Source organism: Peristeroidobacter soli, assembly GCF_004138485.1.
GTDB lineage: Bacteria > Pseudomonadota > Gammaproteobacteria > Steroidobacterales > Steroidobacteraceae > Steroidobacter > Steroidobacter soli.
On sequence record NZ_RYEV01000010.1, the window covers coordinates 352,977 to 368,532 of the forward strand.

The 15,556-nt window shown below is 63.8% G+C and carries 17 protein-coding genes; 3 read left to right on the forward strand and 14 right to left on the reverse strand.

Going from position 1 to position 15,556, the window contains the following annotated elements; genetic code table 11:
* The first annotated feature begins 48 nt into the window (after positions 1-48).
* Positions 49-624: an RNA polymerase sigma factor gene (locus EKO19_RS35945; RefSeq protein ID WP_157995600.1), complete on the forward strand. Its 576-nt coding sequence runs from the start codon at positions 49-51 to the stop codon at positions 622-624.
* Positions 605-1,669 carry a FecR family protein gene (locus EKO19_RS35950; protein ID WP_175597321.1) on the forward strand — a complete coding sequence of 355 codons (1,065 nt, stop codon included), beginning with the start codon at positions 605-607 and terminating at the stop codon, positions 1,667-1,669. Before EKO19_RS35945 ends, EKO19_RS35950 begins: the two co-directional genes overlap by 20 nt.
* Before the next feature lie 147 nt (positions 1,670-1,816).
* Here EKO19_RS35950 and EKO19_RS35955 read toward each other — a convergent pair whose 3' ends face one another.
* The 3 genes from EKO19_RS35955 to EKO19_RS40100 all read right to left on the reverse strand — a co-directional run bounded on the left by EKO19_RS35955 (position 1,817) and on the right by EKO19_RS40100 (position 3,532).
* The gene (locus EKO19_RS35955; RefSeq protein ID WP_129782252.1) at positions 1,817-2,488 is read right to left on the reverse strand and encodes a hypothetical protein; all 672 of its coding nucleotides are present in this window, start codon (positions 2,486-2,488) and stop codon (positions 1,817-1,819) included.
* Positions 2,489-2,546: 58 nt separating this feature from the next.
* The gene (locus tag EKO19_RS35960) at positions 2,547-3,200 is read right to left on the reverse strand and encodes a hypothetical protein (RefSeq protein WP_129782253.1); all 654 of its coding nucleotides are present in this window, start codon (positions 3,198-3,200) and stop codon (positions 2,547-2,549) included.
* Between the two features lie 116 nt (positions 3,201-3,316).
* Positions 3,317-3,532 (reverse strand): PEP-CTERM sorting domain-containing protein, encoded by a 216-nt coding sequence (locus tag EKO19_RS40100; RefSeq protein ID WP_129782294.1) that lies wholly within the window; start codon positions 3,530-3,532, stop codon positions 3,317-3,319.
* A 177-nt stretch (positions 3,533-3,709) separates the two neighbouring features.
* Here EKO19_RS40100 and EKO19_RS35970 point away from each other — a divergent pair, with 177 nt between their 5' ends.
* Entirely contained in the window at positions 3,710-3,922 is a 213-nt protein-coding gene (locus EKO19_RS35970; RefSeq protein ID WP_217705813.1) for a DUF418 domain-containing protein, read from the forward strand.
* Here EKO19_RS35970 and EKO19_RS35975 read toward each other — a convergent pair whose 3' ends face one another.
* The 11 genes from EKO19_RS35975 to EKO19_RS36025 all read right to left on the reverse strand — a co-directional run bounded on the left by EKO19_RS35975 (position 3,923) and on the right by EKO19_RS36025 (position 15,542).
* Positions 3,923-4,474, reverse strand: a complete 552-nt coding sequence (locus EKO19_RS35975) for a hypothetical protein (protein WP_129782255.1) — start codon at positions 4,472-4,474, stop codon at positions 3,923-3,925. It lies immediately after the preceding gene.
* Complete coding sequence (locus EKO19_RS35980; protein ID WP_129782256.1) at positions 4,474-4,704, reverse strand: hypothetical protein; 231 nt, start codon at positions 4,702-4,704, stop codon at positions 4,474-4,476. Before EKO19_RS35980 ends, EKO19_RS35975 begins: the two co-directional genes overlap by 1 nt.
* Positions 4,701-6,734 (reverse strand): carbon starvation CstA family protein, encoded by a 2,034-nt coding sequence (locus EKO19_RS35985; protein WP_129782257.1) that lies wholly within the window; start codon positions 6,732-6,734, stop codon positions 4,701-4,703. Before EKO19_RS35985 ends, EKO19_RS35980 begins: the two co-directional genes overlap by 4 nt.
* 195 nt (positions 6,735-6,929) lie before the next feature.
* Complete coding sequence (locus EKO19_RS35990; RefSeq protein WP_129782258.1) at positions 6,930-8,243, reverse strand: c-type cytochrome; 1,314 nt, start codon at positions 8,241-8,243, stop codon at positions 6,930-6,932.
* A 28-nt stretch (positions 8,244-8,271) separates the two neighbouring features.
* Positions 8,272-8,697, reverse strand: coding sequence for a CHRD domain-containing protein (locus EKO19_RS35995; protein WP_129782259.1), 426 nt, complete (start codon positions 8,695-8,697; stop codon positions 8,272-8,274).
* Between the two features lie 248 nt (positions 8,698-8,945).
* Complete coding sequence (locus EKO19_RS36000; protein ID WP_129782260.1) at positions 8,946-9,416, reverse strand: Lrp/AsnC family transcriptional regulator; 471 nt, start codon at positions 9,414-9,416, stop codon at positions 8,946-8,948.
* A 273-nt stretch (positions 9,417-9,689) separates the two neighbouring features.
* On the reverse strand, positions 9,690-10,163 hold the full coding sequence (locus EKO19_RS36005) for an Lrp/AsnC family transcriptional regulator (protein ID WP_129782261.1): 474 nt from the start codon (positions 10,161-10,163) through the stop codon (positions 9,690-9,692).
* A 23-nt stretch (positions 10,164-10,186) separates the two neighbouring features.
* The gene (lpdA, locus tag EKO19_RS36010) at positions 10,187-11,590 is read right to left on the reverse strand and encodes a dihydrolipoyl dehydrogenase (protein WP_129782262.1); all 1,404 of its coding nucleotides are present in this window, start codon (positions 11,588-11,590) and stop codon (positions 10,187-10,189) included.
* 4 nt (positions 11,591-11,594) lie between these two features.
* The gene (locus tag EKO19_RS36015) at positions 11,595-13,244 is read right to left on the reverse strand and encodes a dihydrolipoamide acetyltransferase family protein (RefSeq protein ID WP_129782263.1); all 1,650 of its coding nucleotides are present in this window, start codon (positions 13,242-13,244) and stop codon (positions 11,595-11,597) included.
* A 3-nt stretch (positions 13,245-13,247) separates the two neighbouring features.
* Entirely contained in the window at positions 13,248-14,261 is a 1,014-nt protein-coding gene (locus EKO19_RS36020; protein ID WP_129782264.1) for an alpha-ketoacid dehydrogenase subunit beta, read from the reverse strand.
* A gap of 3 nt (positions 14,262-14,264) precedes the next feature.
* A complete protein-coding gene (locus tag EKO19_RS36025; RefSeq protein ID WP_129782265.1) occupies positions 14,265-15,542 on the reverse strand; it encodes a thiamine pyrophosphate-dependent enzyme in 1,278 nt (425 codons plus the stop codon).
* Between the last annotated feature and the right edge of the window lie 14 nt (positions 15,543-15,556).

Genomic DNA, 15,556 nt, shown 5'->3' on the forward strand with positions numbered 1-15,556 from the left:
CGGCGCGATTGAGTTAATGTGACCGCTTCGCCTCACGGAAAGCGGACTGTGTTTATAACCTCCGAGCTGGATCGCTGGTTCGCACGGGAGATCCTGCCCCACGAAGCAGCACTCACGCGCTACCTGCATCGCGCGCGTCAGCGTCCGGCCGACGTTCCGGATTTGCGGCAGGAGGTCTACGTCCGCGTGTACGAGAGCGCCGCTCGGCAGCTCCCCACCTCGCCCCGGGCATTCCTGTTCCAGACCGCCCGCAATCTGATCGTCGACCGGGCCCGTCGTGAGCGCATCGTTTCCATCGATTACACGCAGGATCTGGACTCGTTGAACGTCTTGATAGATGAAATTTCTCCGGAGCAGCGCTTGAGCGCGCGACAGGAGCTGAAACAACTGTCGACCGCGCTCGATCAGCTCTCGGACGATTGTCGCAGGGTGATCTGGTTGCGGCGGGTCGAGGGCCTGTCGCAAAAGGAGGCTGCAGAGCGGTTGAGCTTACCGGAGGGTACGCTGGAAAGTCATCTGTGCCGCGGGATACGTGCACTGATGAAAGTGGTGTTGGGCGGCGGGACGCCGGACCGGCCACGAGCGAATGCGAGAGGGTTGGACAATGAAACCAAGCATGGATAGCGACGCGCCGGAGAGCGAGCGCATCGAGGAAGCGGCGGCACGCTGGTTCGCGCGCCAGCACGGCGGCGCCTGGACCGATGCCGATCAGACGCAGTTCGATGCGTGGCTCGATGCATCGGCTGCGCATCGAATTCACTACCTGCGTGTCGTTACGACGTGGGATCAGTCCGCGCGCATGAAGGCGCTGAGCGCAGGGGTCTCTCCAGGCGACATTCCGCCGCGGGACTCCTGGGGAGATCAACGTTTTCCCGGCAGATCGACGGCGCAGGCGGAATCAACCGGCGACGCGCTCGCGAGCGCCAGCAAACCGACGCGCCACAACCCGCGGCACTGGCGCTTCGCGGCGGCCGCGATAGCCGCGGTGGCATTGGGAATATATCTGCTGATCGTCGCCCCGTGGCTCGCAGCGGATCGCTACACCACCGCGCTCGGCGACGTGGAGAGCGTGTCGCTCAGCGATGGCTCGAAGATCACGCTCAATACCGATACCAGCCTCCGCGTCTCCTTCTCCGATCGCGAGCGCACCATCACGCTCGACCGAGGCGAGGCTTTCTTCGATGTCGCGAAGGACAAGGCACGCCCGTTCGTGGTGTATGCCGGCAACAAGCGCGTAATGGCGGTGGGAACGCGATTCTCGGTGCGCCGCGAGCGCGATGACATTCAGGTCGTGGTCGCCGAGGGACGCGTGAATCTCGCGGACGACAGCGCCCCCAGGCCCGCCAACTTCCTGGACGCGGGCGCCGTTGCCCGCACCTCGAATGCCGACGTGCTGGTGCGCCCCGACGCCGGCACCGAGATCGAGAAATTGCTGAGCTGGCGCCGCGGCTACCTCTATTTCGACAACGTCCCGCTGGCCGATGCCGTCGCGGAATTCAATCGCTACAACACCCGCAAGATCCTGATCGAGGACGCCGGGATCGCCACGCTGCGCATCGGCGGCAATTTTCGATCCACCAATATCGACGCGTTCCTGGACCTGATGCAAAGTGGTTTTCCGATCGCGGTGGAGGATGCAGGCGATCGTATCGTTCTGAAGGCCCGGTAGGCATCGATTCCGTCGCCGCCGCATCCGTGACTGCTCGGCATTTCGCCCGGGAGCACACCACTTTCGCGATCTGGTCATCAAAGCAGCGCCAGAAGCGCGGCGTGCCGTAGAACCCCGCACGCCGCGCAAATTCAAGTCATCGATCGATCACTCCGAGGGCTCCTCGACCGGGCACGTCGCCGGGCGCTTGAAGTGAACGACGTTGACGGTCGCATAACCCTCGCCAGTGCCCGCGATCCACAGGCGTTTGATATTGGCGGTCGCGGAGGTCACCTTCACGACCTGATGGCCGTACTGGGTGCTGGCACCATAGTTCTGGAGCGTGGTGAACTGCTTCGTGACAGTCACGACGTTGCCGGCGGCGTCGAACGCGAGAACGTTGGGCCGGTCGTTACCGTACGTGGAATCGAACTGGATGAAATCCGTCTCCGCATCGAAGCTCAGTTCCAGCAGGTGCTGTGGCACGCCCGCACAGCGCGAGAATGCGGGGTTGGTCAGGCAGGTCTGAACCGTGGTCATGTTATCGGACGTCCAGTTCCTGCTGTAGCCCGTGGCGGTCGGCCAGGCGAACGCGGCGAGGCCAAGACCGTCACAGAATGAGTTGGGCGCAGTCCCACAGCTCGAGGGGTAGACGGGCGTGGACACGTAGCCGCCACTGGCCCAGGTGATGTGAGAGAGCGTGACATGCTCGAAGACATTGCTGATATCGGTCCCTACCGAATAGAGATCCGCGTCGATGGTCGTGATGTCGGCACGTGCAGTTGCAGTCGCCATGAGCCCGATCAGCGCACTCAGGGCAACCCAGGATCCGTTGGTCATGATTGCTTTCCTTTTTTTGAATCGTCAAACGATGGATCAGACGGGGCGGCGTCCGCCCTCACTCCAAGGGCTCCTCGACCGGGCAGGTCGTCGCCGGACGCTGGAAGTGGACGATGTTGACCATCGAGCTGCGGGCGCTGTCGCCCGCGATCCAGAGGCGTTTGATATTGGCGGTCGCGGACGTCACGGTCAGCAGCTGATGGCCGAACAGATTGCTGCCGGTGAAGTTCAGCAGGTAGGTCACCTGCGTGGTCAGTGTCACGACGTTGCCGGCGGCGTCGAAGGCGAGTACGGCGGGATTGTTGTTTCTGTAGGTGGCATCGAACTGGATGAAATCCGTCTCCGTATCGAAGCTCAGTTCCAGAATGTGTTGAGCCGCGCTCGAGCAGCCCGCATACCTCGGGTCCACGAGGCAGGTCTGGACCGTCGTCATGTTATCCACGGTGAAGCTGCCGAGATGGGCCAGGCCCAGCGAGTTGCAGAATGGGTTGGTGCCGGATCCACCACAGCTCGCGGAATGAACCGGGGTGGACTGGTAGGTCCCACTGGCCCAGGTGAGGTGAGAGAGCGTGACGCCCTCGAAGACATTGCTGACATCGGTGCCCGGCGCATAGGGGTCCGCGTCGATGGTCGTGTAATCGGCATGTGCCGCCGACGTTGCCATGAGTCCGATCAATGCACTCACTGCAACCCAGGGAGATCCGTTCGTCATTGTTTTCATCCTTTGTTGGGAATAGCCCGGCGCAGCTGTAGCAACTTCGATGCCAGCCCCAAAAAAGCATGACGCAACAGGCCCCTACCCCGCGCGACAAATGCATCACAGCCAACTTATGTAAACGGCGGCGACTCTCGGCTTGAAGCGCGACGACGAACGCGAGTCGCGACGGTTGCGCCGATGAGCCCCATCATCATCAACGCCAGTGTCTCAGGCTCCGGGACGGTGGTCGTGCCTGCCGCGTTGTTGTAACTGATGCTGTTGACGACGGAATAACCATCGTTGCCGGCGAGCAGGACCCGGCTGATATTGCCCGCCTCGGAGCTCAGTTCGAGTGACTGTGGCGCGCTCGAACGTCACTTCCAGCAGATGCTGAGGCTGCGAATAACAATCGGCGTGAAGCTGCTGCAGACAGTTGCCGAATGCCCTTATACGTATCGCCGACTTCGGTGCCCGAAACATAGGCCGCCGCGTCGATGGTGATTGGAACAGCCCACGCCCCTTGCGTGCTGCTGTTCCACGGCTACGGACTGGGCCTGTACGGCGAGCTGTCACGCCAGTGCTATCTCGTCGTGCCGCTGATCTGGGCCGCGCTGCTGCTGTGGTCGAAGCCGTGGCTGGAGCATCACGCGTACGGACCGCTCGAATGGCTGTGGCGTGCGCTCACCCGCGGCAAGCCGCCTGCGATGGCGAAGCCGGCGCTGGAAACGCCGCGCTGATCAGATCGCGCTTTGCCGATCCAGGCGCCGTAGCACGTGGGGCGCCAGCTTCTCTTCGAGCGCGCTGGTGCGGGCGGCATCGCGTTTGGGCATGAATACGGAGAGCCCGAAGCTCACATCGCCCTTGCGAACGGCGAGCCCATCGCCCCACCACAACGCCTCGTCGCCAAACTTGCGCGGCTGAGGTTTATTGGCAATGACGCCTTTGTCGGCGGACTCGTGAAACGCCTGCAAAAACTTCCTGGCCATGTCGCGACCGGCCGGCCAGCGCTGCGCGTTCAAGATCACGAAGCGACGCCCCCGGGCCGGCGCCGTCTGATCGGGCGCCTTGCCGGGCTCGATGGTCCAGAAACAGGTCGATGAGTATTGCCCGTCACGCGACATTCCCTCGTCCTGCCGACGGCCGCTGTCGACGGGCAATCCGATCGCGGCGCTGATCTCAGCTGAGGTCAGCAGCTCGCACGCGTTGATCTCGAGCGGTGGCGGCGGCTCCGCCGCCGGGGCTGCGGAGAATATTGCCATCGCTACTGTCGCGACCAGCGCACGCTTCATCAGGCGACGTGCTCATGAGCCGAAAGCACCGAGGACAGGCTCTCCCCGCAACGCTTCAGTGAGATGCCATGCATCGTCGCCTTGTTACGGATCGCCGAGCGCGTCCGGCGCAACGTGACACAAATCGTATCGAGCGATGCACCGGCCACGGCCAGTTGCCGTAACTGACGGATTTCCTCGGTCGACCAGGTATTGATCGGAATCGATCGGCGCAGGGTGGGATTGATCATGCCGCTCCTCGAGCCGGCACCTCGGAACTGGGCGGCACCGGCAGGCCTTGAACGACTCGCATGCACACGCGCGCGGTATCGGCGATCACGATCCAGAGAATCAGCGTCAGCACGATTGCCAGCACGGCATCGAGGCGTTGGTTGAAGATCAGCTGTGGCGCGACCGCGGCTTGTTCCGGGGTCAAGGTGCCAGCAGCCAGTTTCGATGCGATCTGATCGGCAGCGGCCAGAAAGCCGATTCTCACATCGTCGGAGACGACCTTTTGCCAGGTCGCGACGGTGGTCACGAGCGTCAGCCATGCCAGCGGCACGCCCGTCACCCACGCGTATTTCAGTTTGCCCTGCTTCACCAGGATGCCCGTGCAGATACATAGCGCGATGCCGGCGAGCAGCTGGTTGGAAATGCCGAACAGCGGCCACAGGATGTTGATGCCCCCGTTCGGATCGATCACGCCGATGTACAGGAAGTACCCCCAGCCCGCGACGATCAGTCCGCTCGAAATCAGCACCGAGGGATACCACGACGTTTGACCGAGCTTCGGCCAGATGTGGCCCAGCGCATCCTGGAGCATGAAGCGGCCCACGCGCGTGCCGGCATCGAGCGTCGTAAGAATGAACACCGCCTCGAACATGATCGCGAAGTGATACCACAGCGCCAGCATGCTCTGACCGAAGGTCGAGGCGAAGATGCTCGCCATGCCCACCGCCAGCGACGGCGCGCCGCCGGTGCGAGCAAACAACGTCGACTCGCCCATTTCCTTCGCCAGGAACGCCATCTGATCGACGGTGACCGGGAAGCCCCAGCTCGTGATGGTCGCGACCGCCGCCTCCGGCGTCGCGCCGACCGCGCCCGGTCCGCTATTGATCGCGAAGAACACGCCCGGCTCGAGCAGGGTCGCGGCAATCATCGCCATGATGGCGACCGCGGACTCCAGCATCATGCTGCCGTAGCCGATCAGACGGATATCGGCTTCATTGGTGATGAGCTTCGGTGTCGTGCCGCTGGAGACCAGCGCGTGGAAGCCCGAGATGGCGCCGCACGCGATGGTGATGAACACGAACGGAAACAGCGCGCCGCCGAAGATGGGACCGGAGCCGTCGATGAACTGGGTCAGCGCCGGCATATGAATGTCCGGACGCATCACGATGACCGAGATCGCAAGCAGCGTCACTGTGCCGAGCTTCAGGAACGTCGAGAGATAGTCGCGCGGCGCGAGCAGCAGCCACACCGGCAGTACGGCGGCGATGAAGCCGTAGCCGATCACAAACCAGGCGAGGGTCAGCGCATCGAGATCGAAGAACTGACGAATCGTGGGATGACTGTCGACCCAGCCGCCGCCGCCCACCGCCAGCAGCAACAGCACGACACCGATGATCGAGGCTTCCAGCACGCGGCCCGGGCGGATGTCCTTCATGTAAATGCCGACCAGCAGTGCGATCGGAATGGTCGCGAACACGGTCGAGGTGCCCCAGGGGCTGTGGCGCATGGCGTTCACCACCACGAGGCCGAGCACCGCGATCAGGATCACCATGATGACGAGCGTGCCGATCATCGCAGCGAAGCCGCCGACCGGGCCCATCTCATCCTTCGCCATCTGCCCCAGGCTGCGACCGTTACGACGCGTCGAGAGGAACAGCACGGTCATGTCCTGCACGCAGCCACCGAGCACCGCGCCGACCAGGATCCAGATCGTGCCCGGCAGATAGCCGAACTGCGCGGCGAGCGTCGGGCCGATCAGGGGACCGGGGCCTGCGATCGCGGCGAAGTGATGACCGAACACGATCCATTTGTTGGTCGGCACATAGTCACGACCGTCATTGAGCCGGACCGCGGGCGTGACCCGCGAGGAATCCAGCACCAGCACCGAGGCTGCGACCCAGGCGCTGTAGAGACGATAGCCGATCGCGTAGACGCACGCGGCGGCGACGAGGAGCCACATCGCGTTGATGGACTCGCCCCGATGAACCGCGAGTCCACCGATGGCGAACGCGCCCACGACGGCGACCAGCAGCCAACCCAACTTCTTCATTCGACCCCCGCCATCGAGTCGCGGACGCTGCGCGCCGCGACCCGAGATTTCATCCGCAGTTGTTCACGACCGCCGCGAACGCATGCCTTCCAACGTTTCCTGAGCTGCTAGACCCGTCCCGTTGCTGGACCTCGTCCCTTTGCTGGACGCAGTCCCCTGCTGCTGGACGCAGTCCCTTTGCTGGACGCAGTCCCCTCAGCGCTGTTTGGCTACTTGCGCTTCGGTGACTTCGCCGCCGACGTTGCCCCAGGAGTTGCGCATGTAGCTTGCGATGTGCGCGACTTCTTCATCCGCGAGCTTCTCGCCGAAGTTGCCCGGCATGTCCTTCCAGCGCTTCGGCTCCGGCAGTTTCGCGAGGTGCGGTCCGTAGAGAATGACGTTGATGAGCGAGGCGGGATTGCTCGCCTGCACCATCGGATTGCCGACCAGCTTCGCGCCCGCATCGCCACTCAGCGCACCGAGACCGGTGGGCTGGTGGCAGGTGCCGCAGTGGAGGTTGTAGAGCGCCTGGCCGGACTTCATCACGTCCTCGCCCGCGGGCTTGCCGACCTTGCCTTCATTCGCCGGCAGGCTCTTCAGATACGTGGCCATCGCCAGCGTGTCCGCCTCGGACAGGTGACGCGTGCTGTTCATGATGACTTCATTCATCGGGCCGTGCGTTTCGCTGAACGAGTTGCGACCGGTCTTCAGATACGCCGCGACCTCTTCCACCGGCCAGGGCCCGAGGCCGTTCTTCGCGTTGGTGAGATTCGGCGCCGACCACGGACGCACGTCGCCCGTCATGACCTTGTCGGTGTACTCACCGCCGGTGTACGCCATGCTGGTCTTTTCCGCGCCCATGAAATTGCGGGGTGAATGACAGGCCGAGCAGTGTCCCAGTCCTTCGACCAGATACGCGCCGCGATTCCACTCGGGCGACTGCGCGCTGTTGGCCTGGAAGCGGCCTTCGTCGAAGAACATCGTCTTCCAGATTCCGAGTGCCCAGCGCTGGTTGAACGGGAAGCCCATCTCGTTCTCCGGCGGCTTGTTGTTCACCGGCTTCACGATCTTCAGGTACGCGTACAACGCCGCCACATCCTCATCGGTGAGCTTCGTGTAAGCCGTATACGGGAACGCCGGATACAGATGCGCGCCATCCGCTCGCACGCCTTCGCGAACCGCACGAGCGAACTGCTCCTCGGTCCACTTACCGATGCCGGTCTCCGGATCCGGAGTGATGTTCGTGGAATAGAGTTTGCCGAAAGGCGTCTCGAACGCGAGACCGCCCGCGAATGCCTGTCCACCGGCCGCGGTGTGACAGCTCACGCAGTTGCCGGCGCGGGCGAGATAGCGACCGCGCTCAACGAGCGAGTTGCCTTGATCGCCGGTGGTGGGCGCGGTGCTGTCGGCGCGCGTGGTATCGGCAATCGAGAGCGCCGCGACGCAGGCCGCACCAAACGTGAGGCCGAGCGTGACCCAGGTGGCGGCAACGCGTGAGCGTTCGCCGCCTGCAGTGTTCAATGTCGTCATTTGTTATTTAAGTCCGGTGCCTGGCGCGTTACGGTTTGAGCTGGGCCCGGATCTCACCGCCCTTGTGAGCGGCGCTGTGCACGTTGACGTAGAGCTGGCCGGCTTTGAAGGCCTTGTACTGATCCTCGGTGAGCTTCGCGCCCTCGGGCGTCGACCAGGAACCATCGGCGCCCTTGGTGAGCGTGATCACCGGCGGGCCGTTCTTGCCGGCCTCGGCCAGATGGATGTGAGCGGCGACGCCCTCGATGCCCGTGGTCTTCACGTGGCCCGTGACCGACAGGTCCTTGGCGATCGTGATCGTGCCTTCGCCCTTCGCGTCCGTCATCACGGCCGGCACTTCCTCGGCGCCCGTGAGCGTGACTTTCACATCTTCGGCGCGGGCCGACAGGCTCAACGCGACGCCCATTACGAGCAAGGCGCCACCGAACACTTTCGCGGCTCGATTCTTAGTCATGAGATCCCCCTCAATCGTGCTGCTGTAGTCAACCCTCGCAGGCTGCAAGCCTTTGCTGGCTGCAAGCCTTTGCTGGCTGCGAGCCCTTGCGGGTCGTTGTGACGGTACCGTCGCGCGATACCGTTCTTACCGGGAAAAGCGTACTCCTGCGGCAGGGCAGGAACTTCGCGGAAATGCGTCCCCAGCTCGTGCCTTGCGCATGATGTATGCGTGAGGCACGGAGCTGGCGGCGGAGCGCATGCGCGCGCTCAGACTTTCAGCGGCAGCGAGGTCGTCGACTTCACTTCCCACGCCGCCACGAAGGAATTCACTTCGCGGATGTTGGGCACGGTGGAGAGCTTGCCGAAATAAAACTTCTCGTAAGCCTCCATGTCGCGCACCACCACGCGCAGCAGGAAGTCGTAGGCGCCCAGGATCACGTGACATTCGAGCACTTCGGGGAAGCTGCGAATGTATTCGGTGAATTCCTGCAGGCTCTGCTGGTCGTTGCGGATGACCTTCACCTGCACGAACAGCTGGGTGAGCAGGTTCAGCTTGCGGCGATCGAGCATCGCCACGATGCGGGTGATATAGCCTTCTTCCTTCAGGCGTTGGATGCGCCGGTAACACGGCGATTGCGACAGCCCGACCGAGTCTGCGATTTCGGCGGCTGAGTGCGAGGCGTCCTCCTGAAGCGCACGCAAGATTTTCAGATCGATCTTGTCCAGACCTTCCATCATTCCCCCTCTCGATACTTTCGGCGTGCCCGTATGTGCTGGTCGGGCGCTACCTTCAACTAGCCATGTCTTAGGACGATTTTGTGCGTTGGGCGTTCTCGGTGCGTTTACTTATCAACCTCGGCGACTTTGGTGACGTAGTGATGCACGCAATCTGCGACAGTTGCAAGACGCTAACGACGTTCTAGGGAATTTATGAAGAAGGTTTCAGCAAATGGACGAACACGCCCGCCGCGCGAGGCGCGGCGGTGTTGCGCTTCAAGGAAAATTTCGTTGCTAGATATGCAACGGCCACGCAGTCGTGGTTTTTATTTCCGAGGCCGCGACGTAGGAAGTGACCTCGAGAATGTGCGGCACGCGGGATAATTTCTCGAAGTAAAAGCTCTCGTAGGCCTCCATGTCCTTGGCCACCACCCGTAGCAGGAAGTCGAAGACGCCGAGCACGACGTGGCATTCCATGACTTCCGGAAACGCGCGGATCGCCTCGGAGAATTCGGCGAGGCTGGCCCGATCGTTCTTCATGACCTTGACCTGCACGAACAGCTGCGCGCGCAGACCGAGCTTCTGGCGATCCAGCAGCGCCACGATCTTGGTGATGTAACCGTCGTCCTTCAGTCGCTGGATGCGACGCCAGCATGGTGACTGCGACAGGCCGACCGCTTCGGCAACCTCCGCCGCCGACAGCGATGCGTCCTGTTGCAGGACTGACAGGATCTTGTAGTCGATTTTGTCCAGACCGCCGTTGCTCATGGCGCTACGTTCCTCAGCAGCCATTAAACATGCAGTGCGTGGCCGAGCCCGGCCAGCGACGCCTCAAAAAATGCCTCGGAGAGGGTCGGGTGTGCATGAATTACTCCCGCCACATCCTCGAGCGTCGCGCCCATCTCCAGCGCGAGCGCAAACTCACCGGAGAGCTCCGAGACGTGCGCGCCGACTGCCTGGATGCCGAGCAGACGCCGATCGTGCTTGCGTGCCACGATGCGGACGAACCCGCCCGCCTCGCCCGCTTCCATCGACAACGCCCGGCCGTTGGCAGCGAAGGGGAACTGCGAGGTGATCACCTCGATGTCGCCTGCGCCGGCATCGCTCGGCGATAAGCCGACGCTGATGATCTCTGGCTCGGTGAAACACACGGCCGGGATCGCGACCGGATCGAAACGACGGCGATGGCCCGCGATGAGTTCAGCCACCATCTCGCCCTGCGCCGCCGCCTTGTGCTCGAGCATGGGCTCGCCGACCAGATCGCCGATCGCCCAGACGTTGCGCATCGAGGTGCGGCACTGATCGTCGACGTGCACGAAACGCCCGCTCATATCGACGCCCATGTTTTCCAGGCCCCAGCCGGCGGTGCGAGGGCGGCGCCCGACGGTGACCAGCACCTGCTCGGCCTGCAACGCCAGTGAGCGTCCCTCCTGCGTCTTCGCGAACAGCGAGCCTGCCTCGAAGCCGATGACGGTCGTGCCCAGATGCACCGGCACGCCATTCTTCTCGAGCCAGCGCGCCACCGGTTTGACCAGTGCGCTGTCATAGAGCGGCAGGATGCGGTCCTGGGCCTCTAGAATTGTCACCTCTGCGCCCAGCTTCCGGAATGCAGAACCGAGCTCGAGGCCGATGTAACCTCCGCCGATGACGGCGAGGCTGCGAGGCAGGGTCTGCAACGACAATGCGTCGGTCGAGGAAATGATCGGCCCGCCGAACGGCAGCCCCGGCAATGCCACGGGCTCGGAGCCTGTGGCGAGCACGACGTGCTCGGCGGTGATGCCGATCTGACCGCCGCTCGTCTGCACGACACACGACTTCGCATCGACGAAGTTCGCCCAACCTGAGATCACCTGCACTTTGGCGCGCTTGAGCAAGCCCGCGACGCCTTCGTTCAGCCGATTCACGACGCCGTCTTTCCACTTCACGGTCTCAGCGAGATTCAGGCTCGGCGGTGCGCTCAGAGAAATGCCGAGCGTGCCGCCCTGCTTCGCGGCGTCGCGTACCATGGTGAATTTCTCCGCCGCATGAATCATCGCCTTCGAGGGGATGCAGCCGCGGATCAGGCACGTGCCGCCCAACCGATCCGCTTCCACCAGCGTGACCTGCACGCCGAGCTGCGCCGCTCGAAGCGCAGTGACATAGCCACCGGGACCGCCGCCTACGACCAACAGCCGGGTCTTGATTGCTTCGCTCATGGGATCACCGGACGAAAATGGTGGCGGGCTGCTCGAGCACCGAGCGCAGCCGTTGGATGAATTCGGCGGCCTCGGCGCCGTCGATGACGCGATGGTCGAACGAGGACGACAGATTCATCATCTTGCGAATCACGATCTGGCCGTCGCGCACCACCGGGCGTTCGATGATCTTGTTCGGACCGATGATGGCGACCTCGGGACGATTGATAACGGGCGTCGCGGAGACCCCGCCCAACGGCCCCAGGCTCGTGATCGTGATCGTCGAACCGGTGAGTTGCTCGCGGGAGGCCTTGCCGTCGCGGGTGAGCGTTGCCAGTTGGCCGACTTCACTCGCGCAGTCCCAGAGGTCGCGTGCTTCGGCATGTTTGATCACGGCGACCAGCAGACCGCGCAGGGTTTGCACGGCCATGCCGATGTGCACTGGGGCGCTGCGATGAATGACGCCGGCCTCATCGTCGTAGGTCGCGTTCATCTGCGGGAACTCACGCAGCACCCGGACGAGTGCGCGCATGAGAAATGGCAGCAGCGTGAGCTTCGGCTGCTCTTTTGCCCGAGTCGCGTTCAGATGAGCGCGCAGTTCCTCGAGCTCGGTCACATCGACTTCCTCGACGTAGGTGAAGTGAGGAATGTGACGTTTCGCCGCCTGCATGCGCTCGGCAATCTGCCGGCGCAGGCCGATGACGGGGATGTCTTCGCCGCCCTCGAGCCTGGTGTAGAGATAACCATTGCCACCGCCCTGGCTCGGTTCGGCCTGGCCGATGCGAGACGGACCGCCCTCGCCGGACTCCTGCGCGAGGTAGGTGTCGAGATCAGCGTGCAGGATGCGGCCTGTCGGGCCGGTGCCACGCACGAACTGCAGTTTGATGCCGAGCTCTTCGGCTCGACGACGAACCGCGGGCGAAGCGGCCGGGCGCTCGCCCCGCCGCGGCTGGGTATTGAGGCCGTGGCTACGGCTGAAACCGGAGACGGCGTTCGCCGTCGAATCGCCGCTACGGCTGGCGCCTGCGGCTGCCTTAGATTTCCAGTCAGCGTTGCGGCTGGCACCAGCGGCGCCGGAATGCGCGCCCGCCACGCCCGCGCTGGAATCGCCGCTGCGGCTGACGCCTGCGGCTGCATCTGTTCTCACATCAGCCCTGCGACTCACAGCTGCGCCGCCTGCCCCAACGTTCGAGTTGCGGTCTGCGCCAGCTGCGCCGCCGACTCCAGAATCCGCGCTGCGCGATAGCGCATGCGCGGCGCCGGAGGCAGCCTGGCCACTGCCGTTTGTTCTACCGGCGGTGGTCGCCAGCGCGACTGGACCCGTGCCGGTGCGACGCTGCTCGTTGCTCGCCTGGTTGGCAGATGCGACGGCTGCAACCTGCTCGGCGGGCTGTTGTGCGCTTGACGTTTGTTTGTTTTGATCCGACGAAGCGCCGGAGGTCTCGAGCACCACGAGCACCGAGCCCACCGCGGCCTTCTCGCCCGCCTTGCCCGCGATGCTCTGCACGACGCCTGCGACCGGCGAGGTCAACTCCACCGTCGCCTTGTCCGTCATCATGTCGACGAGCGGCTGATCTTCTTCGACGCGATCGCCGACCTTCACGCGCCACTCGGCGATCTCCGCCTCGGCGGTGCCTTCGCCCACATCGGGCAGTTTGAAGCTGTACTGTCCCATCGCTTATGCCTCCATCGCCTGGCGCATGGCGGCCGCCACGCGCGCGGGGCCGGGGAAGTACTGCCATTCGAACGCGTGCGGATAGGGAATATCCCAACCCGTGACCCGCTCCACCGGCGCTTCCAGCTGATAGAAACATTCGCGCTGAACCAGCGCCGCGAGCTCCGCACCGAACCCGCTCGTCTTGGTCGCCTCGTGAACGACGATGCAGCGGCCGGTCTTGTGGACCGAGGTCATGATCGTCTCCACATCGAGCGGAATCAGGCTGCGCAGATCGATCACCTCGGCATCGACGCCACTCTCAGCGGCGGCGGCGAGCGCGACGTGAACCATCGTGCCGTACGCAAGAATGGTCACATCCTCCCCCGGACGCACGATCGACGCCTGACCGAGCGGCACGCGGTAATAGTCCTCCGGCACCTCGGCGGCCGGATGCGCCGACCAGGGCTTCACCGCCACGTCGTGCCGACCGTCGAACGGCCCGGTGTAGAGCCGCTTCGGCTCCAGGAAGATCACCGGATCATCGTCCTCGATCGAGCTGATCAGCAGGCCCTTGGCGTCGTACGGCGTCGAGGGAATCACGACCTTCAAACCCACCACGTGCGTGAACAGGCCTTCGGGACTCTGACTGTGCGTCTGTCCGCCGAAGATGCCGCCGCCGTAGGGCGTGCGCACGACCATGGGCACGCTGAAGTCCCCGGCGGATCGATACCGGATGCGCGCAGCCTCGGAGGTGAGCTGATCGAACGCCGGATAGATGTAATCCGCGAACTGGATCTCCACCACCGGGCGCATGCCATAAGCCCCCATGCCGATGGCGGCACCGACGATGCCGCCTTCGGCGATCGGTGTATCGAAACAACGGTGCTTGCCAAATTTCTTTTGTAATCCGTCGGTGGCGCGGAACACGCCGCCGAAGTAGCCCACATCCTCGCCGAACACGACCACCTGCGGGTCGCGGGTCATCATCGTGACCATGGCCGAGTTGATGGCCTGAATCATGTTCATCGTCGCCATGATCTAGAATCCCGCCTCCTGGCGCTGCTTCAGCAGCCGCGGATCGGGCTCCTTGAACACGCCTTCGAACATCGTCCTGGGGCTCGGGGTCTGGTTGTTTCCATGCACGCCCTGGGCCTCCGCTTCCCTCTGAATGTTGCGCACTTCCTGTGTCACTTCCTCCTGAAGCGCCGCATGTTTCTCTTCACTCCATTCGCCACGCACGATCAGGTGCTGCTTGAGTCTCGCAATGGGATCACCCAGCGGCCACTTGCTGCCTTCATCGGCCGGGCGATACCGACTCGGATCGTCGCTCGTGGAGTGCGCCTCGGCGCGATAGGTGAACAGCTCGATCATCGTCGCGCCATGATTGGAACGAGCGCGTTGAGCCGCCCACTTCGTCGCTGCATACACGGCGAGGAAATCGTTGCCATCGACCCGCAGGGCCGGCAGGCCGTAGCCCACGGCTCGTGCCGCGAACGGCGCTTCATCGCCGCCTGCGATGCCCTGGAACGAGGAGATCGCCCACTGGTTGTTGACGACGTTGAGAATGACCGGCGCTCGGTATACAGATGCAAACGTCAGCGCGTAATGGAAATCGCCTTCCGCCGTCGTGCCATCGCCAATCCAGCTCGCGGCGATCCGCGTGTCGCCGCTCAACGCCGAGCCCATGGCCCAGCCGACCGCCTGAATGAACTGCGTGCCCAGGTTGCCGGAGACCGTGAAGTAGTTGTGCTCGCGGCTGGAATACATCACCGGCATCTGCCGGCCGAGCAGCGGATCGAGCAGGTTCGAATACACCTGCCCCATCATCTTCACGATCGGATAGCCACGCGCGATCAGCAGGCCCTGCGAGCGATAGCTGCCAAAGAGCATATCGGCGGCATCGAGCGCCGCCGCCTGCGCCGCCGACACCGCTTCCTCGCCAGTGCTGCGCACGTAAAAGGAACATTTGCCCTGGCGCTGCGCGCGATACATGCGCTCATCGAACACCCGCGTCAGCATCATCGTGCGCAGGCCCGACAGCAGCGTCGCGCTCGAAATCTCCGGCACCCACGGACCGACCGCCCGGCCTTCGTCATCGAGCACGCGAATCAGCTCGTAGGCGAGATCGTGGATGGAGCGTGGCTCGGCATCGAGCGCCGGCCGGCGCACGGCGCCGGGCGCCGAGAGACGAAGCTTACTGAAGTTGACCGGCTCGCCGGGACGGGCGACGGGCTCGGGAATTCTGAGCGTCAGTGGCGCGTTGCGCGCCGGTCTGAGCGCCACCGCCTGACGATCCAGGCGGGGTGAATGCAGCATGACGGCCCCCTGAA